Annotated in this window: 15 protein-coding genes; 1 reads left to right on the top strand and 14 read right to left on the bottom strand. The window is 69.8% G+C overall.

What is annotated here, in order from left to right; genetic code table 11:
- Positions 1 to 16: 16 nt before the first annotated feature.
- Positions 17 to 1303, bottom strand: coding sequence for an aspartate kinase (locus AC3WLZ_RS12085; protein WP_492470983.1), 1287 nt, complete (start codon positions 1301 to 1303; stop codon positions 17 to 19).
- Positions 1304 to 1476: 173 nt separating this feature from the next.
- On the opposite strand from AC3WLZ_RS12085, the gene AC3WLZ_RS12090 reads away from it, so the two are divergent.
- A complete protein-coding gene (locus tag AC3WLZ_RS12090) occupies positions 1477 to 2874 on the top strand; it encodes a threonine/serine exporter family protein (RefSeq protein ID WP_492470180.1) in 1398 nt (465 codons plus the stop codon).
- A gap of 16 nt (positions 2875 to 2890) precedes the next feature.
- On the opposite strand, the gene AC3WLZ_RS12095 is transcribed toward AC3WLZ_RS12090, so the two are convergent.
- The 13 genes from AC3WLZ_RS12095 to AC3WLZ_RS12155 all read right to left on the bottom strand — a co-directional run bounded on the left by AC3WLZ_RS12095 (position 2891) and on the right by AC3WLZ_RS12155 (position 19173).
- On the bottom strand, positions 2891 to 3724 hold the full coding sequence (locus AC3WLZ_RS12095) for a hypothetical protein (protein WP_492470181.1): 834 nt from the start codon (positions 3722 to 3724) through the stop codon (positions 2891 to 2893).
- Between the two features lie 10 nt (positions 3725 to 3734).
- Positions 3735 to 4508, bottom strand: coding sequence for a phosphate ABC transporter ATP-binding protein (locus AC3WLZ_RS12100; RefSeq protein WP_412926161.1), 774 nt, complete (start codon positions 4506 to 4508; stop codon positions 3735 to 3737).
- A gap of 246 nt (positions 4509 to 4754) precedes the next feature.
- A complete protein-coding gene (locus tag AC3WLZ_RS12105; RefSeq protein WP_492470182.1) occupies positions 4755 to 5597 on the bottom strand; it encodes a sortase in 843 nt (280 codons plus the stop codon).
- 113 nt (positions 5598 to 5710) lie between these two features.
- Entirely contained in the window at positions 5711 to 6559 is an 849-nt protein-coding gene (locus AC3WLZ_RS12110) for a hypothetical protein (protein WP_492470183.1), read from the bottom strand.
- A complete protein-coding gene (locus tag AC3WLZ_RS12115) occupies positions 6556 to 7647 on the bottom strand; it encodes a hypothetical protein (RefSeq protein WP_492470184.1) in 1092 nt (363 codons plus the stop codon). The genes AC3WLZ_RS12110 and AC3WLZ_RS12115 overlap by 4 nt, the downstream gene beginning before the upstream one ends.
- A gap of 113 nt (positions 7648 to 7760) precedes the next feature.
- Positions 7761 to 8795, bottom strand: coding sequence for a hypothetical protein (locus AC3WLZ_RS12120; RefSeq protein ID WP_492470185.1), 1035 nt, complete (start codon positions 8793 to 8795; stop codon positions 7761 to 7763).
- A gap of 23 nt (positions 8796 to 8818) precedes the next feature.
- Entirely contained in the window at positions 8819 to 9949 is a 1131-nt protein-coding gene (locus AC3WLZ_RS12125; RefSeq protein ID WP_492470186.1) for a substrate-binding domain-containing protein, read from the bottom strand.
- A 58-nt stretch (positions 9950 to 10007) separates the two neighbouring features.
- Positions 10008 to 12572 (bottom strand): hypothetical protein, encoded by a 2565-nt coding sequence (locus AC3WLZ_RS12130; protein WP_492470187.1) that lies wholly within the window; start codon positions 12570 to 12572, stop codon positions 10008 to 10010.
- A 198-nt stretch (positions 12573 to 12770) separates the two neighbouring features.
- A complete protein-coding gene (gene pstS / locus AC3WLZ_RS12135) occupies positions 12771 to 14426 on the bottom strand; it encodes a phosphate ABC transporter substrate-binding protein PstS (RefSeq protein ID WP_492470188.1) in 1656 nt (551 codons plus the stop codon).
- Entirely contained in the window at positions 14423 to 15709 is a 1287-nt protein-coding gene (gene pstA / locus AC3WLZ_RS12140) for a phosphate ABC transporter permease PstA (RefSeq protein ID WP_492470189.1), read from the bottom strand. The genes pstS and pstA overlap by 4 nt, the downstream gene beginning before the upstream one ends.
- 3 nt (positions 15710 to 15712) lie before the next feature.
- Positions 15713 to 16774 carry a phosphate ABC transporter permease subunit PstC gene (pstC, locus tag AC3WLZ_RS12145; protein ID WP_412925189.1) on the bottom strand — a complete coding sequence of 354 codons (1062 nt, stop codon included), beginning with the start codon at positions 16772 to 16774 and terminating at the stop codon, positions 15713 to 15715.
- A 175-nt stretch (positions 16775 to 16949) separates the two neighbouring features.
- A complete protein-coding gene (locus AC3WLZ_RS12150) occupies positions 16950 to 18638 on the bottom strand; it encodes a serine/threonine protein kinase (RefSeq protein WP_492470190.1) in 1689 nt (562 codons plus the stop codon).
- Positions 18631 to 19173, bottom strand: a complete 543-nt coding sequence (locus AC3WLZ_RS12155) for a hypothetical protein (protein WP_412925191.1) — start codon at positions 19171 to 19173, stop codon at positions 18631 to 18633. Before AC3WLZ_RS12155 ends, AC3WLZ_RS12150 begins: the two co-directional genes overlap by 8 nt.
- Positions 19174 to 19372: the final 199 nt, after the last annotated feature.

The raw sequence follows: 19372 nt of genomic DNA on the forward strand, positions 1-19372 counted from the left end.
CGCTGAAAAGTCCGGGTCAGCGGCCGGTGCCGGCGTGCACGGTGGCCTCGTTGTCGCCGTCGAGACCGAACGCGGTGTGCACGAGGCGCGCCGCCTCGGCGAGGTCGACACCGCGCACGACGACGGAGATACGGATCTCGGACGTCGAGATCATCTCGATGTTGACGCCGGCGAGGCTCAGCGCCTCGAACAGGGTCGCCGAGACGCCCGAGTGCGTCCGCATGCCCGCACCGACGACCGACAGCTTGCCGATCTGGTCGTCGTGCACGAGGCTCTCGAACCCGACGTCGGACTGCTCGGCGGCGAGCGCCTTCAGCGCCTGCGCGGCGTCGGTCTTGGGCAGGGTGAACGAGATGTCGGTGCGGCCGGTGGCGGCGGCGGAGACGTTCTGCACGATCATGTCGACGTTCGCACCGGACTTGGCGACGATCTTGAAGATGTCGGCGGCCTTGCCGGGGACGTCGGGCACACCGATGACGGTGATCTTCGCCTGGCTCAGGTCGGTGGCGACACCGGCGACGATGGGCTCTTCCATGGTGGCTCCCTCGGGGACGAGCGGGGACTTCTTCGAGGCGTCGAGCACCCAGGTGCCCTCGCCCGAGCTGAACGTGGATCGGGCGTGGATGAGGACGCCGTGGCGGCGGGCGTACTCGACCGCGCGGATGTACAGCACCTTCGCGCCGTTGGCGGCGAGCTCGAGCATCTCCTCGCTGGAGACCCGGTCGAGCTTGCGAGCCAGCGGCACCACGCGCGGGTCGGCGGTGAAGATGCCGTCGACGTCGCTGTAGATCTCGCACACGTCGGCGTCCAGCGCGGCAGCGAGCGCCACGGCCGTCGTGTCGGAGCCGCCGCGGCCGAGGGTCGTGATGTCGCGGGTGTCGCGGTTGAACCCCTGGAAGCCGGCGACGATGACGATCGCGCCCTCGTCGAGCGCCTCACGCAGGCGCACGGGGGTGACGTCGACGATGCGCGCGGCGCCGTGGGTGGCATCCGTGATCATTCCCGCCTGGCTGCCGGTGAAGGAGCGCGCCTCGAAGCCCATCGAGTGGATGGCCATCGCCAGCAACGCCATCGAGATCCGCTCGCCGCTGGAGAGCAGCATGTCGAGCTCACGCGGCGCGGGGATCGGAGCGACCTGCCCGGCGAGGTCGAGCAGCTCGTCGGTCGTGTCGCCCATGGCGCTCACCGCGACGACGACCTCGTGGCCGGCGCGACGCGTGTCAACGATCCGCTTGGCGACGCGCTTGATGCTCTCGGCGTCGGCGACGGAAGAACCGCCGTACTTCTGGACGATCAGCGCCATAAGGGGAACTCCCGGGAGGGACGGGCGTCGGGATGCCACGACGGGGCGTTCGGATGCCACGCCCGAAGGTTCATCTTAGAGCGGCCCGCATGCCGCCGACGTCATGCGGGGAGCCGCCCGGGTCGCGCGGTTAGGATCGTGGCGTTCCACCCCTCCCCCCGAGAGCGATCCGGATGCCCCCCACCACCGCTCGATGGTTGTCGTCGCTGCGCCGTCTCGTCCACGCCGAGGATGCCCTCGCGCCCGAGACGCAGCCCATCGCCGTGATCGACGAGACGCTTGCCACGCGCATCCTCGACCTCGCGATCCGCATCGGCGAGACGATGCTCGTCGTGGGCGCGTCCGCGAGCGATGTGACCGCCACGATCGTGCGAGTGAGCCGCGCCTACGGGCTCGACCCCGTCCACGTCGACGTCACCTACAACTCCGTCACGATCGCGCACAGCCTGCCGGGCGCCGCCCACCCGACGACGCTGCTGCGCGTGGTCCGCGGCTCCGTGCCCGATCACGCCAAGCTGCAGCGCCTGCAGGCGCTGGTCGCGGAGATCACCGACGGCCTCGAGCTGGATACGGCGATCGCGCGATGCCGCGCCATTCGCCGGCTCCCCTTCCGGTACCGCCCCGCGGCGGTCGTCGTGGCGCAGGCGACACTCGCACTCGGAGTCGCGATCATGTTCGGGGCGAACTGGCTCGCGCTGGTGCTCTCCTTCGTCGCGGCAGCCCTCGCCGCGACCACCCAGCACCTTTTCGCGAAAGCGCGCGTGCCGTACTTCTTCGCGCAGATCGCCGGCGGGTTCGTGCTGACCGTGGTCGCGGCGCTCTCGCCGCTGCTGCGCTACACCGGATTGGACGCGGCCGAGACCATTCGGCCGTCGGTGATCGTGGCATCCGGGATCGTTCTGATGCTCGCGGGACTCACCGTGGTCGGAGCGGCCCAGGATGCCATCGACGGCTTCGCGCTGACCGCGACCGGGCGCATCCTCGAACTCACGACCCAGACGCTCGGCGTGGTGCTCGGCATCCTCGCGGGCCTGGAGACGGTGCGCGTCCTCGGGCTCGGAATGTCGCCGCCGTCCGCGGCGCTGCCGCTGGGGCCACTGCCCCTGCAGTTCGTGGGCGCCGCGGTCATCGCGATCGCGGTCGCGATCTACAACGGTGCGGGGATGCGGATCGTCGTGGTGAGCGCAGCGTTGAGTCTGCTCGCCTGGGTGGGATTCGTCGGCGCCTCCACGATCGGGTTCGAGGTGGCCGCGGCCAGCGGCGTCGGCGCCTTCCTCGCGAGCTTCCTCGGCATGGCCGTCGCCTACCGGCTGCACGTGCCTTCGGTGGCCGTCACGACCGCCGCGATCCTGCCGATGGTGCCCGGGGCGGCGGTCTTCCGCGGGCTTCTCGGGATCGTGGAGTCCGGCGACGACGCGGCGGTGCTGATGGCCGGCGTCACGACGCTCGCGGGCGCGGCGACCGTCGGGATCGCCCTCGCCGTCGGCGCCTCGCTCGGCATCTATCTCGGGCAGCCGGTGCGCGCGACGCTGTCCGGCGTCGTGCGGGCGCGGGCTCGAGCGCGGCGGTAGCGGACAGTCGTTCCGATCAGGTGCAAGCGCCGGCCTGGCGCCCCTCCGGCGTCTTCAGGAGCACGAGATCGAAGTCGGCCCCGAACCGCAGGTGCTGATCGCGGACCGACACCTCGCGCACGCTGACGGCGCGCGGCAGACTCTCGGCGAGACACATCGGCGGCATCTGCAGAGAGGCGAGGCCCGCGTCGCCGACCCTCGCGCGGAGGTCGTCGGCGGTGACGGGGGTGCCCCCGATCGTGATGGATGCCAGGGCGACGCTCACCCAGCCGCTCTGGAACGCCGGGGTCAACGCCACGCTGACCGGGACACTGCGGCCCGAGGACGTCAGCGACGCGTCGAGCGTCATGTCCGCCCCGCGAAAACCGACCTGCATCTTCCCTCGCGCGTCGTCGGGGATGTAGAACGCGGTCGCCTGCGCCGATCCGAGGCTGTACACCGCAGAAATCCGCTCCATGTCCCAGTCGTCGCGCTCGTCGCCGTGCACACCTGTCAGAGTCGCCGTGACGTCGGCGGTACTCCGAGCGAACGGCGCGTTCGGGATCGACACCCGCACGGTCTCGTACCGGTTCACGATCCCCTGCAGCAGCACCGCGCCCTCGATGCTGACGCCGACGTGCTGCGTGGCCGGAAGCGACAGGTCATCGCGCACGTGGTCCTCGATGGACCGCTCGACATCGGCCCGCGTGATCGCCTCGGCGATCAACAGTGCGGCCGCCACGAACGCGAGAATCGTGAGCACGAGGAGCACGATCAGCCCGATCGGCGTCGAGGACTCGTCCTGCTCTTCCCCGGGTTCCGGCGCCGCGATCGGCGGGAGGACGTCGGTTGAGTCATCCACGAGGGTCATGCCCGTGCCCTTACCCGAAGCGTCCGTTGACGTAGTCGTACGTGCGAGGGTCGACGGGGGCGTCGAACATCGCCTCGGTGTCACCGTGCTCGACGATGTGCCCCGGCTGCCCCTGGGATGCCAGGAAGAACGCGCACTGCTGCGAGACACGCTGCGCCTGCTGCATGTTGTGCGTCACGATGACGATCGTCACCTCGTGCTGGAGTTCCCCCATCGTCTCCTCGATGACGCGAGTGGAGGTGGGGTCCAGTGCCGAGCACGGTTCGTCCATGAGGAGCACCTTCGGCTTGATCGCGAGGGAGCGCGCGATGCACAGGCGCTGCTGCTGGCCGCCCGAGAGTCCGCCGCCCGGGGCCCGTAGGCGGTCCTTGACTTCCTTCCACAACCCGGCCGATGTGAGCGACCGTTCGACGAGGTAGTCCTTCTCGTCTCGGCTCGCGCGCACGCCGGTCAGCTTGAGTCCCGCGAGGACGTTGTCGTAGATCGACATCGCGGGGAACGGGTTCGGCTTCTGGAAGACCATGCCGATGTCCTTGCGGGCATCGGTGAGGCGGCGCACGGGGTCGTAGATGTCGTTCCCGTCGAGCAGAACCTCACCCGCGAGAGAGGCGGACGGCACCAGTTCGTGCATCCGGTTGAGGATGCGAAGGAACGTGGACTTTCCGCACCCCGAGGGACCGATCAGCGCTGTCACCTGGCCAGCCGGCATCGTGAGCGACACGCGGTCGAGAACCTGGTGGTCGCCGAACCATGCCGTGATGCTGCGCGCCTCGAGCGTCGCCAGTGGAGCCTGCGAGGCGAACACCTCGTGCGGTGCCGGCTGGACCGCGACAACCGGAACGCCGCTCGACCCGGCCTCGAATCCCCCGCGGTTCCGGCGAAGCGGCTCGGAGACCGGCGCGGGCGGGACGACGGTGGTGATGTCCTCCTGCGCGGCCGCGGTGGCGGGCAGCACGGGGCCGGGGGGCGTCAGGTCGGGTGTGCCCCCGATGACGCGGGTGATGTCGTCGGACATGGATGCCTCTCAGAGTCAGAGGAGGTTGGGAAGAAGGAGCGCGACCTGCGAGGCCGCGAGGAAGCCGGCCAGGAGCAGGACCGGGACGAAGACGATCCACGTCCGCTGCGCGCCGAAACGCCGGAACGCCCACACGGCGGCCAGTTCGGCGGCGATCAGGAACTGCAGGGCGAAGACGAGGCCCCAGACCGTCGTCGTGTCGGTCGCCATCGGTCGCTGCTCAGGGGGCAGAGCGGCGGTCGTCGTCACCCGCGCGCCGCGCGGCTGTGCCGTACCGACCAGCCGCGCATCGACGTACGCCACGCCGGTGGGGATGTAGGGGGCACCGCGCGCGGTCATGAGCACGAGGCGGCTTTCGCCCGGGCGGAGGTTCGGCAGTGTCGGGTCGCCGGCATAGCGGACGCCCACCACCGAGAACTCCTGCAGGCCCTGCCCGGTGCGCACGGTGATGGCATCCCCGGGGCTCAGCGACTGGATGCCGGAGAACGGTCCGCCGAACGCGGCGCTGCGCGCCTGGAGGAAGCTGACCCCCGCCTGCCCGGGAAGGATGCTGTCCCGCTGGTGACCGATCCCCTGGGCGGTCTCGGCGGAAGATGTTCCCTCGACGATCACTTCGTGCAGACCCAGTCTCGGGATCTCCATGATGCCGACGGGTGCCCCGTCGGGCAGGAGATTGTCGTCGAACGTGTACTCGCTCACGGGGGCCGTTCCGGCCAGCAACTGTTCGCGGAACTGATCTCCCACGCGCTGCTGAGAGACGAGGTGCTGGATGTGGCTGAAGACCGTGACGTTGAGCACGAACATCAGGGTGAGCACGGCCGCGAGGGCGACCGCGGCGCGGACGACGGACTCCGTCACGGTCAATGGCGGGGGCGCCGTCTTCGTGCGCGGGGGACGCCGCGGCGGTCGCGGCACGGACGGGGCGCGACGCGGGTTCCGTCTGACCGGGACGGCAGGCTCCTCGGTGACCGTCATGCGCCCACCGCCAGCGGCACGGCCGCGGTGCCGGCGCGGCGCACGAGCGAAACGGCGACAGCGGCGGCCACCCCGAGAACCATGAGCAGCACGATCGCCCAGGGCAGCACGAAGACGGTCGCGTCACGCGTGAGCGGCGCGAGCTCGACGCCATCGACCTGCGACGGAGGCGTCACGCGCGCGTGGGTCGTCAGCATCGTCCACTGTCCTGCCCCGGACAGGTCAGCGCTCACCGTACGCGTCTCACCCGGCTTCAGGCCGGGAACGGCCACACCGTCGACGTTCGCGATCCGCAGCCCGAGCGGGTTCTCCATCCAGAAGTCCGTTGTGAGGTCGATCGTCGAGGTCGACGTGTTGCGCACGGTGAACCACACCTGCACCACCCCATCGAACGGATTGATCGACGGCGTGCTCCCGGTCGACAGGCCGCCGACCGAGAGAATGCCACCGAGGTCGACGCTGTCGGCGAGCGTGGCGACCGTCGAGGTCGTCGGCGCCACCGACGACGACGATCCACCGGCGCCGGCCGACGAACCGCCCCGGACCGCGCCGGAGGAACCACTGCTACCGAAGCTCGATGAGCCGCCCAGGGACGACCCGCTGCCGGTCGAGGTGCCCGTCGTGGGCGCCGAGGTGGGGCCGCAGACCACGGCGGTGAGGCCCACGCCCCCGCTGACCGGCGTCGGTGAGACCGTCGGCGACGGTGTCGGGCACTGGAGGGGGCCCGCCGCCGTCGCGGAGGCCGCCGCGAGCGGCGCGACCACCAGAGCCAGCGCCAGCAAAGCGGCTCCCGCGCCGCGCCGAACCCCGCGTCGGAGGGGCGCGAGTCGGTCCACGGCGCTCACGCGTCCGAGCCGGTGGAGACGGGCTCGCGCTCGGACTCGGCCTTGCGGCGCGCCTCGGCCTCGGCGTACTCCATCCACTCCTTGGCGCGCGCGTCATTGCGGCGACGGCTGAACCGGATGCCACCCCAGACGAGGAGACCGAGCACGATGAGCCCCACCAGCAGCCACGGGACGACGAACAGCACGGTGTCACGCGACACGCTCGTCAGGGGTCCCGGGTTCTGCGCGGTCTCATCGACCTTCGGATAGACCGTGACGACCGGGTTGAGGTAGACCCACTGGCCGACGCCGGAGACGGTCGTGGTGATCGTGCGGGTGCTGCCCGGGAGCATCTCGGACACCTCCTGCTCGATCGGAGCCGACAGACCGATACCGAAGAGTCCCCGGACTTCTGCTTTGAGGTCTCCCGCCAGAGCGACGTTTCCGGCATTGCGCACCGTGAAGGTGATCGTGGCGTCCCCCGCGAAAGGGTTGAGGCTCGGGGTGTAGGACGCCGAAATGCCCGCGATGGTGAGCGCCGGCTGGAGGTCGCCGGGGACCCGCACATACAAGCGCGTTCCCAGGCGGCGGTCGACCAGGACCTGACCGTCGGGAGACTGGACGGATGCCACGAGACCGCCCGCGTGGTCGCCGGGCGTGGCGTCGTCCGGGGCGCGGACGGTGAAGGGAATCGTCGTCGACTCGGCCGGCTGAAGCGTCACCTGCACGGAGGGCGCACCGTTGAAGCTCACCCATGCTCCGGCGTCGGCCGGGGCGACCCCACCCTCCAGGAGACCGAACGCACCGTCATCGGTGTTGAAAGCATCCGTCGCGTACACGGTGAAGGTCTGAGGGCCAGTACCGCGGTTGGTGACGACGTAGCCGTCATCCAGCGTCTGTCCGGGGCCGATCGTGTAGTCGAAGCGCGTGCGGATGGGGCCGCCCTCGTCGCTGACGGGCTGAGCCGAGATCCCGATCTCGTCGGCGGGAGCGGCATCTTCGGCGTGGGCCGGGGCGGAGGCGAGGACGACGCCGAGGGCCACGGCAGCGGCGATGAGCGCCGGGAGAAGGCGGGCGTTCGGGCGCTCCGCGATTCGCAAGATCTGCACGGTATATCTCCCCAGAAATGGCTTACGGCCGCCCTGCGGCCACGCGAACAAGGGCTGAACGAGGAAGGTCCGAGAGGAGGGGCGGCGCCGCCGGCGCCGCCCCTCCCGCGGGATCACTTCGAGACGAGCGTGAGCGTCATCTTCGAGGTGTAGGTGCCGGCGGGCGTGCCGGCGGGGGCGACGAGCTTCAGGTCGGCCTTCAGCTGCGTGGTCGGCTCGGTGGAGACACCGACAGCCGCCGTGGCGAACGGCGACGGGTAGGTCGCGCTACCGGCGACCTGCTCCGTGCTGGCCTCCGCAGCCGCTGCGCCACCGGTCTTGGTGACCTTGACACCGAAGTTCTTCTTGTCGATGGTGTTCGACCCCGACACGAAGTCCGCGACCGACTGCGTCATGTCCCAACCCTGGCGCAGAGCGGTGCGACGGGAGTCCGTGACAGTGATGCCCTCGATCTTGCCCGTCGAGATCGACTGCTGCGTGGTGGCGTCCAGAGCGGTGTCGAGCTTGAGCGAGGTCGTGGGCACGGTGAAGGAGAGCGAGCCATCGCCCTCGAGCACGTCGGCCGAGATGTCGATGTCCTTCGAGTCACCGACCGGCGGCTCGACGCCTTCGACCGAGGGCGTGTACGTGTAGCTGCCGCCGGGCGCCACATTCAGGCGAACGAAGCTGACGCCCTTGACCACGACACCGGCGAGGTCGGTGAACGCGATGCCCACCGAGTACACGCCGCCGTTGGCCTTGGCGGCCGCCATACCGAGGCCGTCGATGTCGATCGGGCGCAGTGCCGGCGTGAGGACCGTCTTCAGCGTCGCGTCGTTGAAGCTGCTGAAGCCGCTGCCGAGCCACTTCTGCGAGTCCAGCTCTTCGCCGGGCTTGGAGAAGAAGGTGAACACGTTGGCCGCGTCGGACGGACCGGTGAACATGTCGTCGTAGTCCGAGAAGCCGGCGTTCAGGGGGTACCCGTAGACCGGGTCGTCCCAGGCCTTGACGTCCGCGTTGTTGACGATCGTCTCGTCGGGGTTCCACAGCCACATCTGGTCGATGGAGGGCGACGGGTTGACGGCGGCCGAGGCGGCGAGCGCGCCGCCGGCCGAGAGGGAGAGCGCAAGGACACCGGCGAGGGCGGCCTTGAGACGGAGGTTCTTCATCATTGATCCAATCGGGGTGTCGATCAACCGGCCGCGTAGGCCGCGATCGGGGTGGCGGAGCTGGGGGCGAGGAAGCCGAACTTGCGCTTGACGGCGCCGGGCGCGAAGGGCGAGGTGGTGAAGTTGGTCAGGCTGCTGACCTTCGAGGAGTCGACGAGACCAGCGAGGACCGGGTCGTAGGACGGGGCGCCCGAGTAGGTGAAGGACGCCTGGACCTTGGCGCGCTCGACGATCAGGTAGGTGTCACGACCGAACGTGGTGTTGGCGTAGTACGTCGCGTTGGGCACCAGGGAGGGAGCGGTACCCGTGAAGGGCACCGCGCCGTCGACGGCGGAGCCGAGCTTCACGGTGGGAGCCGCGGCAACGGTGTTCACGCCCGAGACGTTGTTGGCCTGAGCGACCCAGTTCGCCACCGAGAAGGGGATGATCTGGTTGTCGCCGAGGACGGTCGCGTCATTCTCGGGGGTGATGTTGCCCGTGTCGTTGACCGCGGGAGCCACCGGGGAGCTGCCCGAGTAGCCGAGGGCGTTCAGGAAGAACGTGCGGGTGCCCGAACCGCTCTGGGGCAGACGCGGGGTGACCGCAACGCCGTCGATCGAGGTCAGCGTGCCGTCGTAGATGGCCTTCAGCTGCGCGGCGGTGAGGTTCGCCCACGCGGCGGTGCCACCCTTGTACGCGTACGCCACGGCGTCGCGGGCGTAGGGCACGTAGAGCAGACGACCGTCGGCGTTGGTGTTGGTGCCCGGTCCGCTGGAGCTGCGGGCGATGTCGACCTGACCGCTGATCGCGCGAGCGGGCGTCGCGTTGTTGTTCACCGACCAGTTGGCGCCGCTGACCGAGGCGCGAAGGGCGTCGCGACCCGAACCCGAGCCGTTCGGGCGGGCGAAGTACACGCCGCCCGGCTTGGTCTGGATGGCGGCGGAACCGAAGGCGTCGAAGTTGCCGATGGTCTTGCCGCCGGCGAGGATGCGCACGGACGCACCCGACACACCGGTGCCGTTGGTGAGGGCGTTCATCGAGTCCTGGAGCGTGTCCGAACCGACGACCGCGTAGCTGTTCGACACCGGCTCAGCCGATGCCGACGACGCGAAGGCGACGCCCGAGAGGACGATGCCGACGGCCGCACCGAGTGCGGCGATCTTCTTGATCTTCACTGATGACCTATCTGTGTTGTGGGTGTGATGAGAGGGACTTCGGGAAGGGCGGGTCTGGTCACGCTCTGCGAGGCAGGCGAGGGATGAGGAGCACGACGAGCGCGGCGACCAGCCCGGCGAGCAGGCTGATGGGGAGCGCGGCGGGCAGGGCACCGGAGTCGGGGTCGGCGGCGGTCTTGGCTCCGGCAAGAGCGGCGGCGATGGCACCGGTGGCTTGCGGGTCGGCCGGACCCGCCGCAGCCGGAGCGGCGGGCGCCGCCGCGGCGGGAGCGCCGACGCTCGACGAGCTCGATCCGCCTCCCTGGGTCGTGCCGGCGGCCGAGCCGGAGGGGAGCCCCTTCGCCGGGTTCGTCGTCGTGGCGGAGGGCGGAGAGGTAGGGCTGGGGGGCGTGATGCCGTTCTCGAGCGCGGTCGCCGCAGCCCGCGCCTGGATACGCCAGCTATCGGGTAGCGGTGCGTACCCACCGGGCAGCTGCCCCGACTGCACGCCGGGCGTCTGGCCCGGCTCGGCGGCGTACCGCATGAAGTCGGCGTACACCCGGCGCAGCGTGGAGTCGGAGATGTAGGGGCTCGCCGCGGCGTAGACCGGCAGGGCGAGCGGGTAGGCATCCGTCGCCTTCGCCGCCTCGGGCGACGCGGGGTCGAAGGTGCGCACCTGGGGCTGCGTGCTCGAGGCAGTCATGGCCGTCGCGGCAGCGGTGAGAGCGTCGTTGGTCGGGCTGACGAAGTTCCCGGCGGGATTGCGCAGGGATGCCGTGACGAGCTGGTACTTGTCGGCCGCGGCCCCGTCGGTCAAGGAGATGACGGCCTGCGTTCCCGGCAGGTTTCGGGGCATACGAGTGTAGCGCGGGGGGTTGCCCAGCGGGTCCCAGGCGCTCAACGTCTGCCCGTCACCCCGCAGCGTGTAGTAGGCGGCGCTGTCGAGGTCATTCGTGTACGGACGCCAGGTGACCGAGTTGATCGCCGCCGGACCGTTCTCGACCGCGGGGACCTCCACCGGGTCGGGGCGGGGGAAGTTGTCTCGCGGGAGGGCGAACGCCGTCCCGGTGGGGTTCTTCGCGGCATCCGTGGAGGCGAACGGATTGACGACCATCCCCCAGCGGTCGGGCGTTCCGGCGAGGAAGTCGCGAGCGTCGGCATCCGACATGACGTAGGACCACAGGGCGGTCGCCACATCCGAGCGGCCCTGGGGCACCAGCATGTCGGCTACGGCGACACTCGCGATCGCCTGTTGCGACCACGCCGGGTCGTTGATCTCGAGGAAGTCGGGATCGAAGAGCAGGCTGCGCGGGTTCTTCCCCAAGTGGGTTCGGTCGGCCTGATAGGGCACGGAGTCGAGATACGACGACGTGAGGAGTTTCGCGATCAACCGCGGAGTGAGCTTCATGTCGGTGAGCGGGAGTCGCGACTTCGCCATCTCCTCCGGCGGGACAGTGCCGTCCTGCTTCGGGAAGCGATCGATGGCGAAACCCACGGTGATCGAGCTCAGGCCGATGGGCGCGTACACGAGCTTGTCCGGATCGGACCCGCCGTAGGCCAACGACGTCAACGCCAGCGGGGCGTTCGTCGCGGCCGTATTGGCCGTCGCGACGGCGTCGCTCTCGGTTCCCGTGAGGAGGGTGAAGATGTTGCCGTTGGTGCCGGAGCAGAGCGAGGGCTGCCACGACGACACCGCGCGCGCGATGACCTCGCTCCCGGCCAGCTGACGTTCCGCCGCGCCGAGGGCGCAGCGCAGACCGACGGGGCGGAAGTCGAGCTTGATCGCGACGTGGTGCTTCCAGTTGTCCCAGAACAGCCCCGAGCTGACGACGGATGCCTCGCCCGTGTCTGACGTGCCGCGCGGGATGATGACGAGCCAGCACGGCTGCCCGCTCGTCGCGTTGGCGTCCTCCGAGGTGCGGGCACCGCACCCCAACCCCCGCGACTGGGTAACTGTCTGCACCTCGAACTTCGTGCTGCCGGTTCCGTCGGCACCCGTCCCCGCCCACGGCACCTCGTTGGAGGTGTACTGCGTGAAGAAGGCGTTGGTGTTCACGTCAACTCCCGGGACGCGCTTCCCGTCGACGACCGACGCGATCGTCTCGCCCGTGGCGGAGCGGAAGGGGATCGCCGTATAGGCGGGGTCGAAGAACCCCGCCGCGGGCACGGTGGAGGACTCGTCCTCCTGGGCGACGCTGCCGTCCGACCGGTTGCCGTCGCGCCTCGCCCCCGGGGTCCCGAAGGCCCCGTACTGACACGTCGTGCGGTCGGGGCGTCCCGGATTCTGCGGGTCGTCTCCCCAGCACTGGGCAATCTGGAGGAAGTTCTCGCCGCCGGACTGCTGCGTCGGCTGCGTCGATTCCTTTCCACCCGTCCAGCTGATCTCGAGGCCCTGCGCGACCAGACCCTTCGTCTGAGACACCGTGACCGAGAGGTCGGGGAACGGAGAATTCTCCCAGTCCGTGTCGTACGCCTTCGCCGTCACGGTCTCCGCCGTCGACGGCGCGTCGTCAGCGACGGCCGCGCCGGTCGGCAAGACGCCGCCGGCAGTCAGGGCGGCGAAGACGAGGCCGCCGACGAGGGCGCCGGACAGGCCGGACAGCACACGTCGAGCGGCGCGCCCTTCGGGTAGAGCACTACGCACGGGATTCTCCAGGTGACGCGACACCCTGCTCGGGTGCCGACAGCGATGAAATTAAGGTCGGGTTGTGACATCCACGTGAACGATCGACCAACGAGGGATCGCCCATTCATGGAGGCCGCATAGCAGATTAAATAGCCAGGTCAGAGGCGTTTTCGGGAACTCCGGACACCGCCCCGGGCGGGGCGGCGATCGGGACCCTCAGCGTTTGCCGGCGCGCGCGGACCGCGTTCGACGAAAACTCAACGGCGGAAGCACGATCGCCGCGAGCAGCAGTACGGCCGCGGCCAGCATCAGCCACTGCGGGGCCTTCCACCCGTCCTGCGCGAGGGTGAACGGGGAGGAGACGGCGGCGGCCGCGACGCCGCCTCCCCCGCTGCCCGACGCTGCCGAGCCGCTCACGAGGTTGCCGTTCGCGTCGTACACCGCATCACCACCGGAAGCCGCCGGTGCGTCCGCCGATCCTCCGGCCGCGGCACCACCCGAACCTCCGGCCGCAGCGCCACCGGCCGCGCCGCCCGAGCCACCGCCGGCCTCCGCCGACGAGCCGCCGGAGCCCGAGCCGGTCACGGGGGTATCGGTGCCCGCGGAGCCGGCGGTACCGGACGTGCACTGGTTGGGGCCCTGCTTGTCACAGTCCGCGGGAGCCGGTGCGCTCACCGCGAGCTGGTTGTTCGACGGCGAGTCCCCCGGCTTGAACGTCGGGTTGTTGCACTTGTTGATATCGACGCCGTTCGCGTTCGCTCCGGGAATGCGCTTGAGCTGCTCGGAGCCGGCGAGCACGAGGTTCATCGGGAGCGGCGAGTACCCGAGCGCCGTGGCGGATTGCTGCCCCTCGCACAGCACGTACTCTGCGAACCCGCCGAGGGTGCGCCCCTTCTCCGCGGTGAAGATGCCGGCCGCTTGGGTGGGCACGATGAGGTACGAGTAGCTCGACAACGGATAGGTGCGGGCGTCGCCGTTGTTGTACACGCCGTCGAGGATCTGCGTGAGGTAGTCCGGGGAACTGGAGTCGTTGTTGATCTGAGCCTGCAGGAGCGCCACGGCCACCGACGGTGCGGTCGGTTCGATGTAGTAGCCGGCGGCGTTGAGGACCTTTGCGACGGGGAAGCCGGACTTCACCGCATACGAGTACTCGACGTACGTGATCGCACCCTCGCCGTAGTCCTGGCTGACGTACCCGGCCACACCCAGCGAACCGTTCTGCGCCTTGCCGTTGGGCGGGGTGGGGAACTGCGAGGTGAGACCGCGGGTCCAGATGTCGCCGTGCTGCTTCGACATCCACAGCGTGAACTGCGCCGACGAACCGGAGCCGTCCGACCGGACCACCGGGACGATGGAACGGTCGGGCATCGCGAGGCCGGGGTTGTCGGCCTGGATGGCCGGGTCGTTCCACTTGGTGATGGCGCCCGTGAAGATCTTCGTGATGACCGCACCCGACAACCGCAGGTTGGTGACGCGTTTGCCACCGATCTTGAGGTTGTACATGAAGGCCGTGCCACCGGCGACGATCGGCATGTAGGCGTACCCGGTGCCGGGCACCTCGGGCTGAGATCCGTCTTCGGGGCTCGACTGGAACGGGATCTCGCTGATGGCAAAGTCGACCGTGCCGTTGATGAAGTCGCGGCGACCCGCGGACGACCCCACCCCCGAATAGTTGACCGTCATGCCGTAGTTCTCGCCCACGTTGCGGCGCCACTGATCGAGGGCGTTCTGCGACCACGTCGAACCGGTGCCCGAGATCGGCGCCCACGAATCGGCCGCGTGCGCGGCGGGCGATGCGGACGACACGAAGCCCGTGGCCACGAGAAGAGCGACGGCGGAGGCCGCCACGAGAGATCGGATGCGGCGGATCACGTCAGGTCCTTCGAAGGGGTCGGGTCGTTCGGGAGGGCCGCAGCGACGGCGTCGCGCTGTCGGCTCTCGATGCGGGCGAGATCGGCCGCGGACTGAGCGCTACGTGCACGACGCTGGCGGCCGCTGAGCTGACCGGGACCGCGCCCACCGATGATGCGGGCGACGATGAAGAGCAGCAGGACGAGGAGGATGAGGGTCGCCGCGGCACCGAAACCGCGCGCGATCATGTTCGGCTCGGGCGACTTGACGAAGTCGAACACCTGCAGGGGCAGCGAGATCATCGGACCCGAGAACGGGTTCACATTCATCACCGCCGTGACACCGGAGGTGAGCAGGACGGGCGAGGTCTCGCCGATACCGCGCGCGGTGCCGAGAATCACCGCCGTGACGAGACCCGAACGGGCGGTCGGCAGCACCACGTGCCAGACCGTCTTCCACCGCGACGCCCCGAGCGCGTACGAGGCTTCGCGGAGGTTCCCCGGCACCAGGCGGAGGACGACGTCGGACGCACGGATCACGATCGGCAGCATCATCACCGTGATCGCCAGTGACGCGGCGAAGCCGGAGCGCTCGTGCGTGATGAGCTGGATGACGGCGGAGTAGACGAACAGACCCGCAACGATCGAGGGCAGGGCCGTCATGGCATCCGAGATCGTCCGGACGAATCGGGCGAACCGGCCGCCGATCTCGTTCATGAACACGGCGGTCGCGATTCCCAGCGGGACCGTGATCGACAGGGCGATCGAGATCTGGATCAGCGTGCCGACGATCGCGTGCGCGATGCCGCCGACACTGAGGGGCTCGAGAGGACCGGCCGACTCCATCGTCTGCACGAACGAATTCAGGTTGACCAGCGCCGGCAGGCCGCGGAACACCGCGAAGCAGACCACGAACACGAGGGCGGCGATGAGAATGGATGCCGCGCTGTAGAGCAGCGCCGTCATCACCCGGTCCGTGACTTCCTGTCCCGTCGCGCGCAGCGCCACGAGCATGGCGTAGATGACGATGAACAGCAGGTAGGTCACGATCGCCCACCCGACGGCGCCCGTCATCGGCGTGAACCATCCGAAGAGGAGCGTGGCGACCGCGAGCGAGGCGCCGAGAGCGCCCGTGAGGTTGAAGGTGTCCTCCGCGGTCGCCCCGCTCATGCGGCGGCGAGGTCCGATGGGTTCGTCGCCCGGCGCGGGGCGGAAGGTGCGCCGGGGTTCCGCAGTGCTCGCATCACCCGCCCGGCCCCGAGGGTGACCGCCCGAGGTGATGACGGTGGTGATCGTGTCGTCCATGGGTCAGCCTTCGCTCTGCGCGCCCGACCGCGAACGCGCGACGATCGAGGAGGCGGTGAAGTTGATCACGAGGGTGATCAGGAACAGGGCGAGACCGGCGGCCATGAGCGCGGAGAGACCGAACTCGCTCGCTTCGCCGTATCGGAGGGCGATGAGGGCGGAGACCGAGTTGCTGCCGGTCTTCAACACCTGCCAGTTGATCGTGAAGATCGGCGAGATGATCAGGTACACGGCGATCGTCTCGCCGAGAGCCCGGCCGAGACCGAGCATCGTGCCGCCGATCATGCCGCCGCGCCCGAACGGGATCACCACGGTGCGGATCATGCCCCACCGCGTCGATCCGAGCGCCAGCGCCCCCTCGCGTTCGCCCACGGGAGCCTGCGAGAAGGCCTCGCGCATGACCGATGTCTGCGTCGGCGCGACCATCAGGGCCACGACGATCCCGGCGATGAACGCGGACGACGTGAACTGGCTGGCATCCGTCATACGTGCGCCGTCGGCGTCGGTCACAGCGAAGATCGGGATCCACCAGAAGTAGTACGAGATCCACTGCGCGACGGGGATGACGTTCTGCTGGAGGAAGAAGAGCCCCCAGAGCCCGTACACCACGCTCGGGACCGCCGCCATCAGGTCGACGAGCGAGATGAGGATCGACTTCAGCCGAGGGGGGATGACCTCGGAGATGAGCAGCGCGGTGCCCGTGGCCAACGGAACTGAGAAGAACATCGCCACCAGCGCGATCGTCACGGTACCCGAGAGCACGGCCGCGATGCCGAAGTTCTGCGTCTCCGGCGACCACTCCTGGGTCGTGAGGAAGGAGAATCCGGCCACCGACAGGGCGTTCGCACCGCGGAGGGTGAGGAAGAAGCCGACCGCGAGCATGATCGCGACGGTGATCCCTCCTGCGGCGAACGCCGTCGTGCGGAACACCGAGTCGGCAACGGACGGGCGCGAGGCCAGCGAGCGGGGACGCTCGGCGTCGCCTGCGGAACGGTCCGTCTCCTCGGGAGCGTCGGCGAAGAGGACCTGAGTGAGGTCCTCGTCGGAGGAGGAGGCGGCGTTCATCCGCGAGCGCGCCGGCAGGAAGGCGCTGCGATGCGCGGAATTCGACTCATGAAGCTTCCTGAGCGGAGGAGCCGGCGGCGGGTTCCGACCGGACGTCGATCATCGTGGGGGTCACGGGTGAACGAGGGACGACAAAAAGACGAAGGAGGCCTTTCCGCGGCATGAGGGAGGGACGTCATGGGGTCGGCTCGGGTGAGGGGGTCACCGTCGACGAGGCGGACGGGCTCGGCGTCGGCGTCGGAGCCGACGCCACCACCACGGTGAGTGTGACGGTGGATCCCAGCCCTTGCCGTGTGGCCGCCGCGGGCTCCATCGACGCCACGGCTCCGACGACCCCGGAGCGTTGTGCCCTCACCACAAGGGGGACGAGACCCGCCGCGGACACCCGGGCGATGGCATCCTGCTCCGCGTATCCGACGACGTCGGGAACGCCATTCCATCCGCTGGCCACCGCGAGATCGATCGTGCTGCCGGCAGGAACTTCGGCACCGGGCTGAGCGGACGTCGAGAGGACCGTCTGGGCGGGCGCAGTGCCGTCCTGAGGGACGTGCTGCCCGTCGACGAACCCCTGACCGCGCAGCACGGCCACGGCCTCGCTCACGGCCAGTCCACGGACGTCGGGCACCGGCACCAGCGTCGGGGCGGAGATCGAGGGCGCGGGCGGCGCCACCGAGGGCGTCGGGGTGACAGCAGCGGTCTCTCGCGGGGCCGTCGCGTCTGCGACCGCCGCACTCGTGGGCGCGGGTGCCGGACCGGCAGCGCCCGGTCGCGCGGCCACCACCACGACCACCCCCAGCACGAGCGCCGCAGCGGTCCCCGCCAGCACCCACAGCCACGGCGATGTCCGTGGTTGATCGGCCGTTTCCGCCGCGCGTGGTACGGGGTCGGCGGCGAGAACTCGAGTGAGGGGGGCGACCGGACGTTGCTCCGCCGCGGGGGCGGGGGCGGCGAGCGGCCCCGGCTGTCGCGCGTTCGACCGGAGAGCGCGGGCGACGGCGTCGATCGCGAGGCGCATGCGGGCGGCGTCCGGGAACCGTTCCGCCGGGTCCTTGATCAGGCCGCGCACGATCACCCGGTCCAGACCCACAGGGATGCCGGGAACAGTCACCGAGGCCGTGGGAGGCAACGCGGTGAGATGAGCCTGGACGACGTCTTCGGTGCGTCCGCGGGGGAACGGCGGCGTTCCCACCAGGGCGAAATAGAGGAGGCCCGCCACCTGGTACACGTCGCCGGCGAAGCCGATCGGTTCGCCACGCAACTGCTCGGGCGACGCGTACGCCGCGTTGCCCACCACGCCATCCCCGGCCGTGCTGCGCAGCACGTCGCCACCGCGCGCGGACTCGCCGACCGGGGCGGCAAGACCGAAGTCGACGAGACGGACGTCGCGGACGCTCCCGTCGGGGGCGCGATCGATCAGCACGTTCGCCGGCGAGACGTCGCGGTGCACGACCCCCGCTCCGTGGAGGATGCTCAAGGCATCCAGGAGCGATCCCACGAGCGTGAGGGAGGCGAGGGGGTCGAGACGCCCCGCGGTACGAACCGACTCGGCGAGAGAGATGCCGCGCACGAGCTCCCAGGCGGTCCACGTGCGCTCGGGACTCAGCCCATCGCCGCATGACCGCAGGGCGCACAGGTGGGGATGAGAGAGGCCCTCGACGATGGTCGCCTCGCGAAGGAATGCCCGTGCGAGCGCCGGGTCGGAAGCCAGGTGCGGATGCAGGACCTTCAGCGCGACATCCTCGCCGGTGATTCGATCCACCGCCTCGTAGACGGAGGCGGTCGCGCCCGAGCCGAGCAGACCGAGGATCCGAAAGCGCTCCGAGACGTCGAGGCCCTCGGTTCCGGCTGCGGTGCCGTCAGTCACGGATGTCGATCGTCTCGCGCGTCTGACGATGGCGACGGCCGGACCGCGTGCCGATGCTCACGGCGCGCACGATGCTCGCCCGCGCCAGGTTGTCGCGCGCGGCGCGCGCCGCGGCCGCGGCCTCACCGGGCGACTCGTACCAGCGCGAGCAGATGAGCACGGGTTCACCGTTCAGTCGGAGCGCCCACCCGTGGGTCATCGGTGACGGCCCTCGCACGACGGATGCGGTCATCTCGGCCGCGCGTGCACTCATCTGCTCGGCGTCTGCCCAGGCGTGGTGGGGTGACGGGTGCAGGTCGCATCCTCGCCCCAGTTCGCGGTTGTTGGTCGCCAGGAGGCGCCACACACCGAAGACACCATCACGGTGGGGAGCGTCCGCGCGGTTGACGGTGAGCGATGCCGGGGCGGCGGCATCGGGCAGCAGGCGCGATCGGAACGACAGCCACGCGACGAGCATCGGGTCGGTGGGTGATCGGAACGTGTCGAAGACGACCCGCGCGGTTGCGATCGGTCGTGCGGAGAGCTGCTCGCTCACGGAGGACCCCTGTCTGGCGGACCTGTGCACCGAGTTCGGGTTCTTCCGGCGCGGTTCCGCAGGGACGAACGTGCTCTGGTTGCATGGCCGCACGCGGAGCAACGGGTGAACGATCGGTTCACCAGGTCTCAACGCTCGCCTCAGCGCATCGGGAGGACGGTGACGTCGGCCGACGCGATCCCCGCCCCGCGGGTCGGGT

This window comes from Microbacterium sp. FW305-3-2-15-F-LB2, from assembly GCF_058787255.1.

Excerpts from the sequence above, each read along its gene's own strand:
- AC3WLZ_RS12095 (WP_492470181.1), bottom strand. The coding sequence starts at position 3,724 with ATGACCCTCGTGGATGACTCAACCGACGTCCTCCCGCCGATCGCGGCG.
- pstA (WP_492470189.1), bottom strand. The coding sequence starts at position 15,709 with ATGGACGACACGATCACCACCGTCATCACCTCGGGCGGTCACCCTCGG.
- AC3WLZ_RS12085 (WP_492470983.1), bottom strand. The coding sequence starts at position 1,303 with ATGGCGCTGATCGTCCAGAAGTACGGCGGTTCTTCCGTCGCCGACGCC.
- pstC (WP_412925189.1), bottom strand. The coding sequence starts at position 16,774 with ATGAACGCCGCCTCCTCCTCCGACGAGGACCTCACTCAGGTCCTCTTC.
- AC3WLZ_RS12120 (WP_492470185.1), bottom strand. The coding sequence starts at position 8,795 with ATGAAGAACCTCCGTCTCAAGGCCGCCCTCGCCGGTGTCCTTGCGCTC.
- AC3WLZ_RS12090 (WP_492470180.1), top strand. The coding sequence starts at position 1,477 with ATGCCCCCCACCACCGCTCGATGGTTGTCGTCGCTGCGCCGTCTCGTC.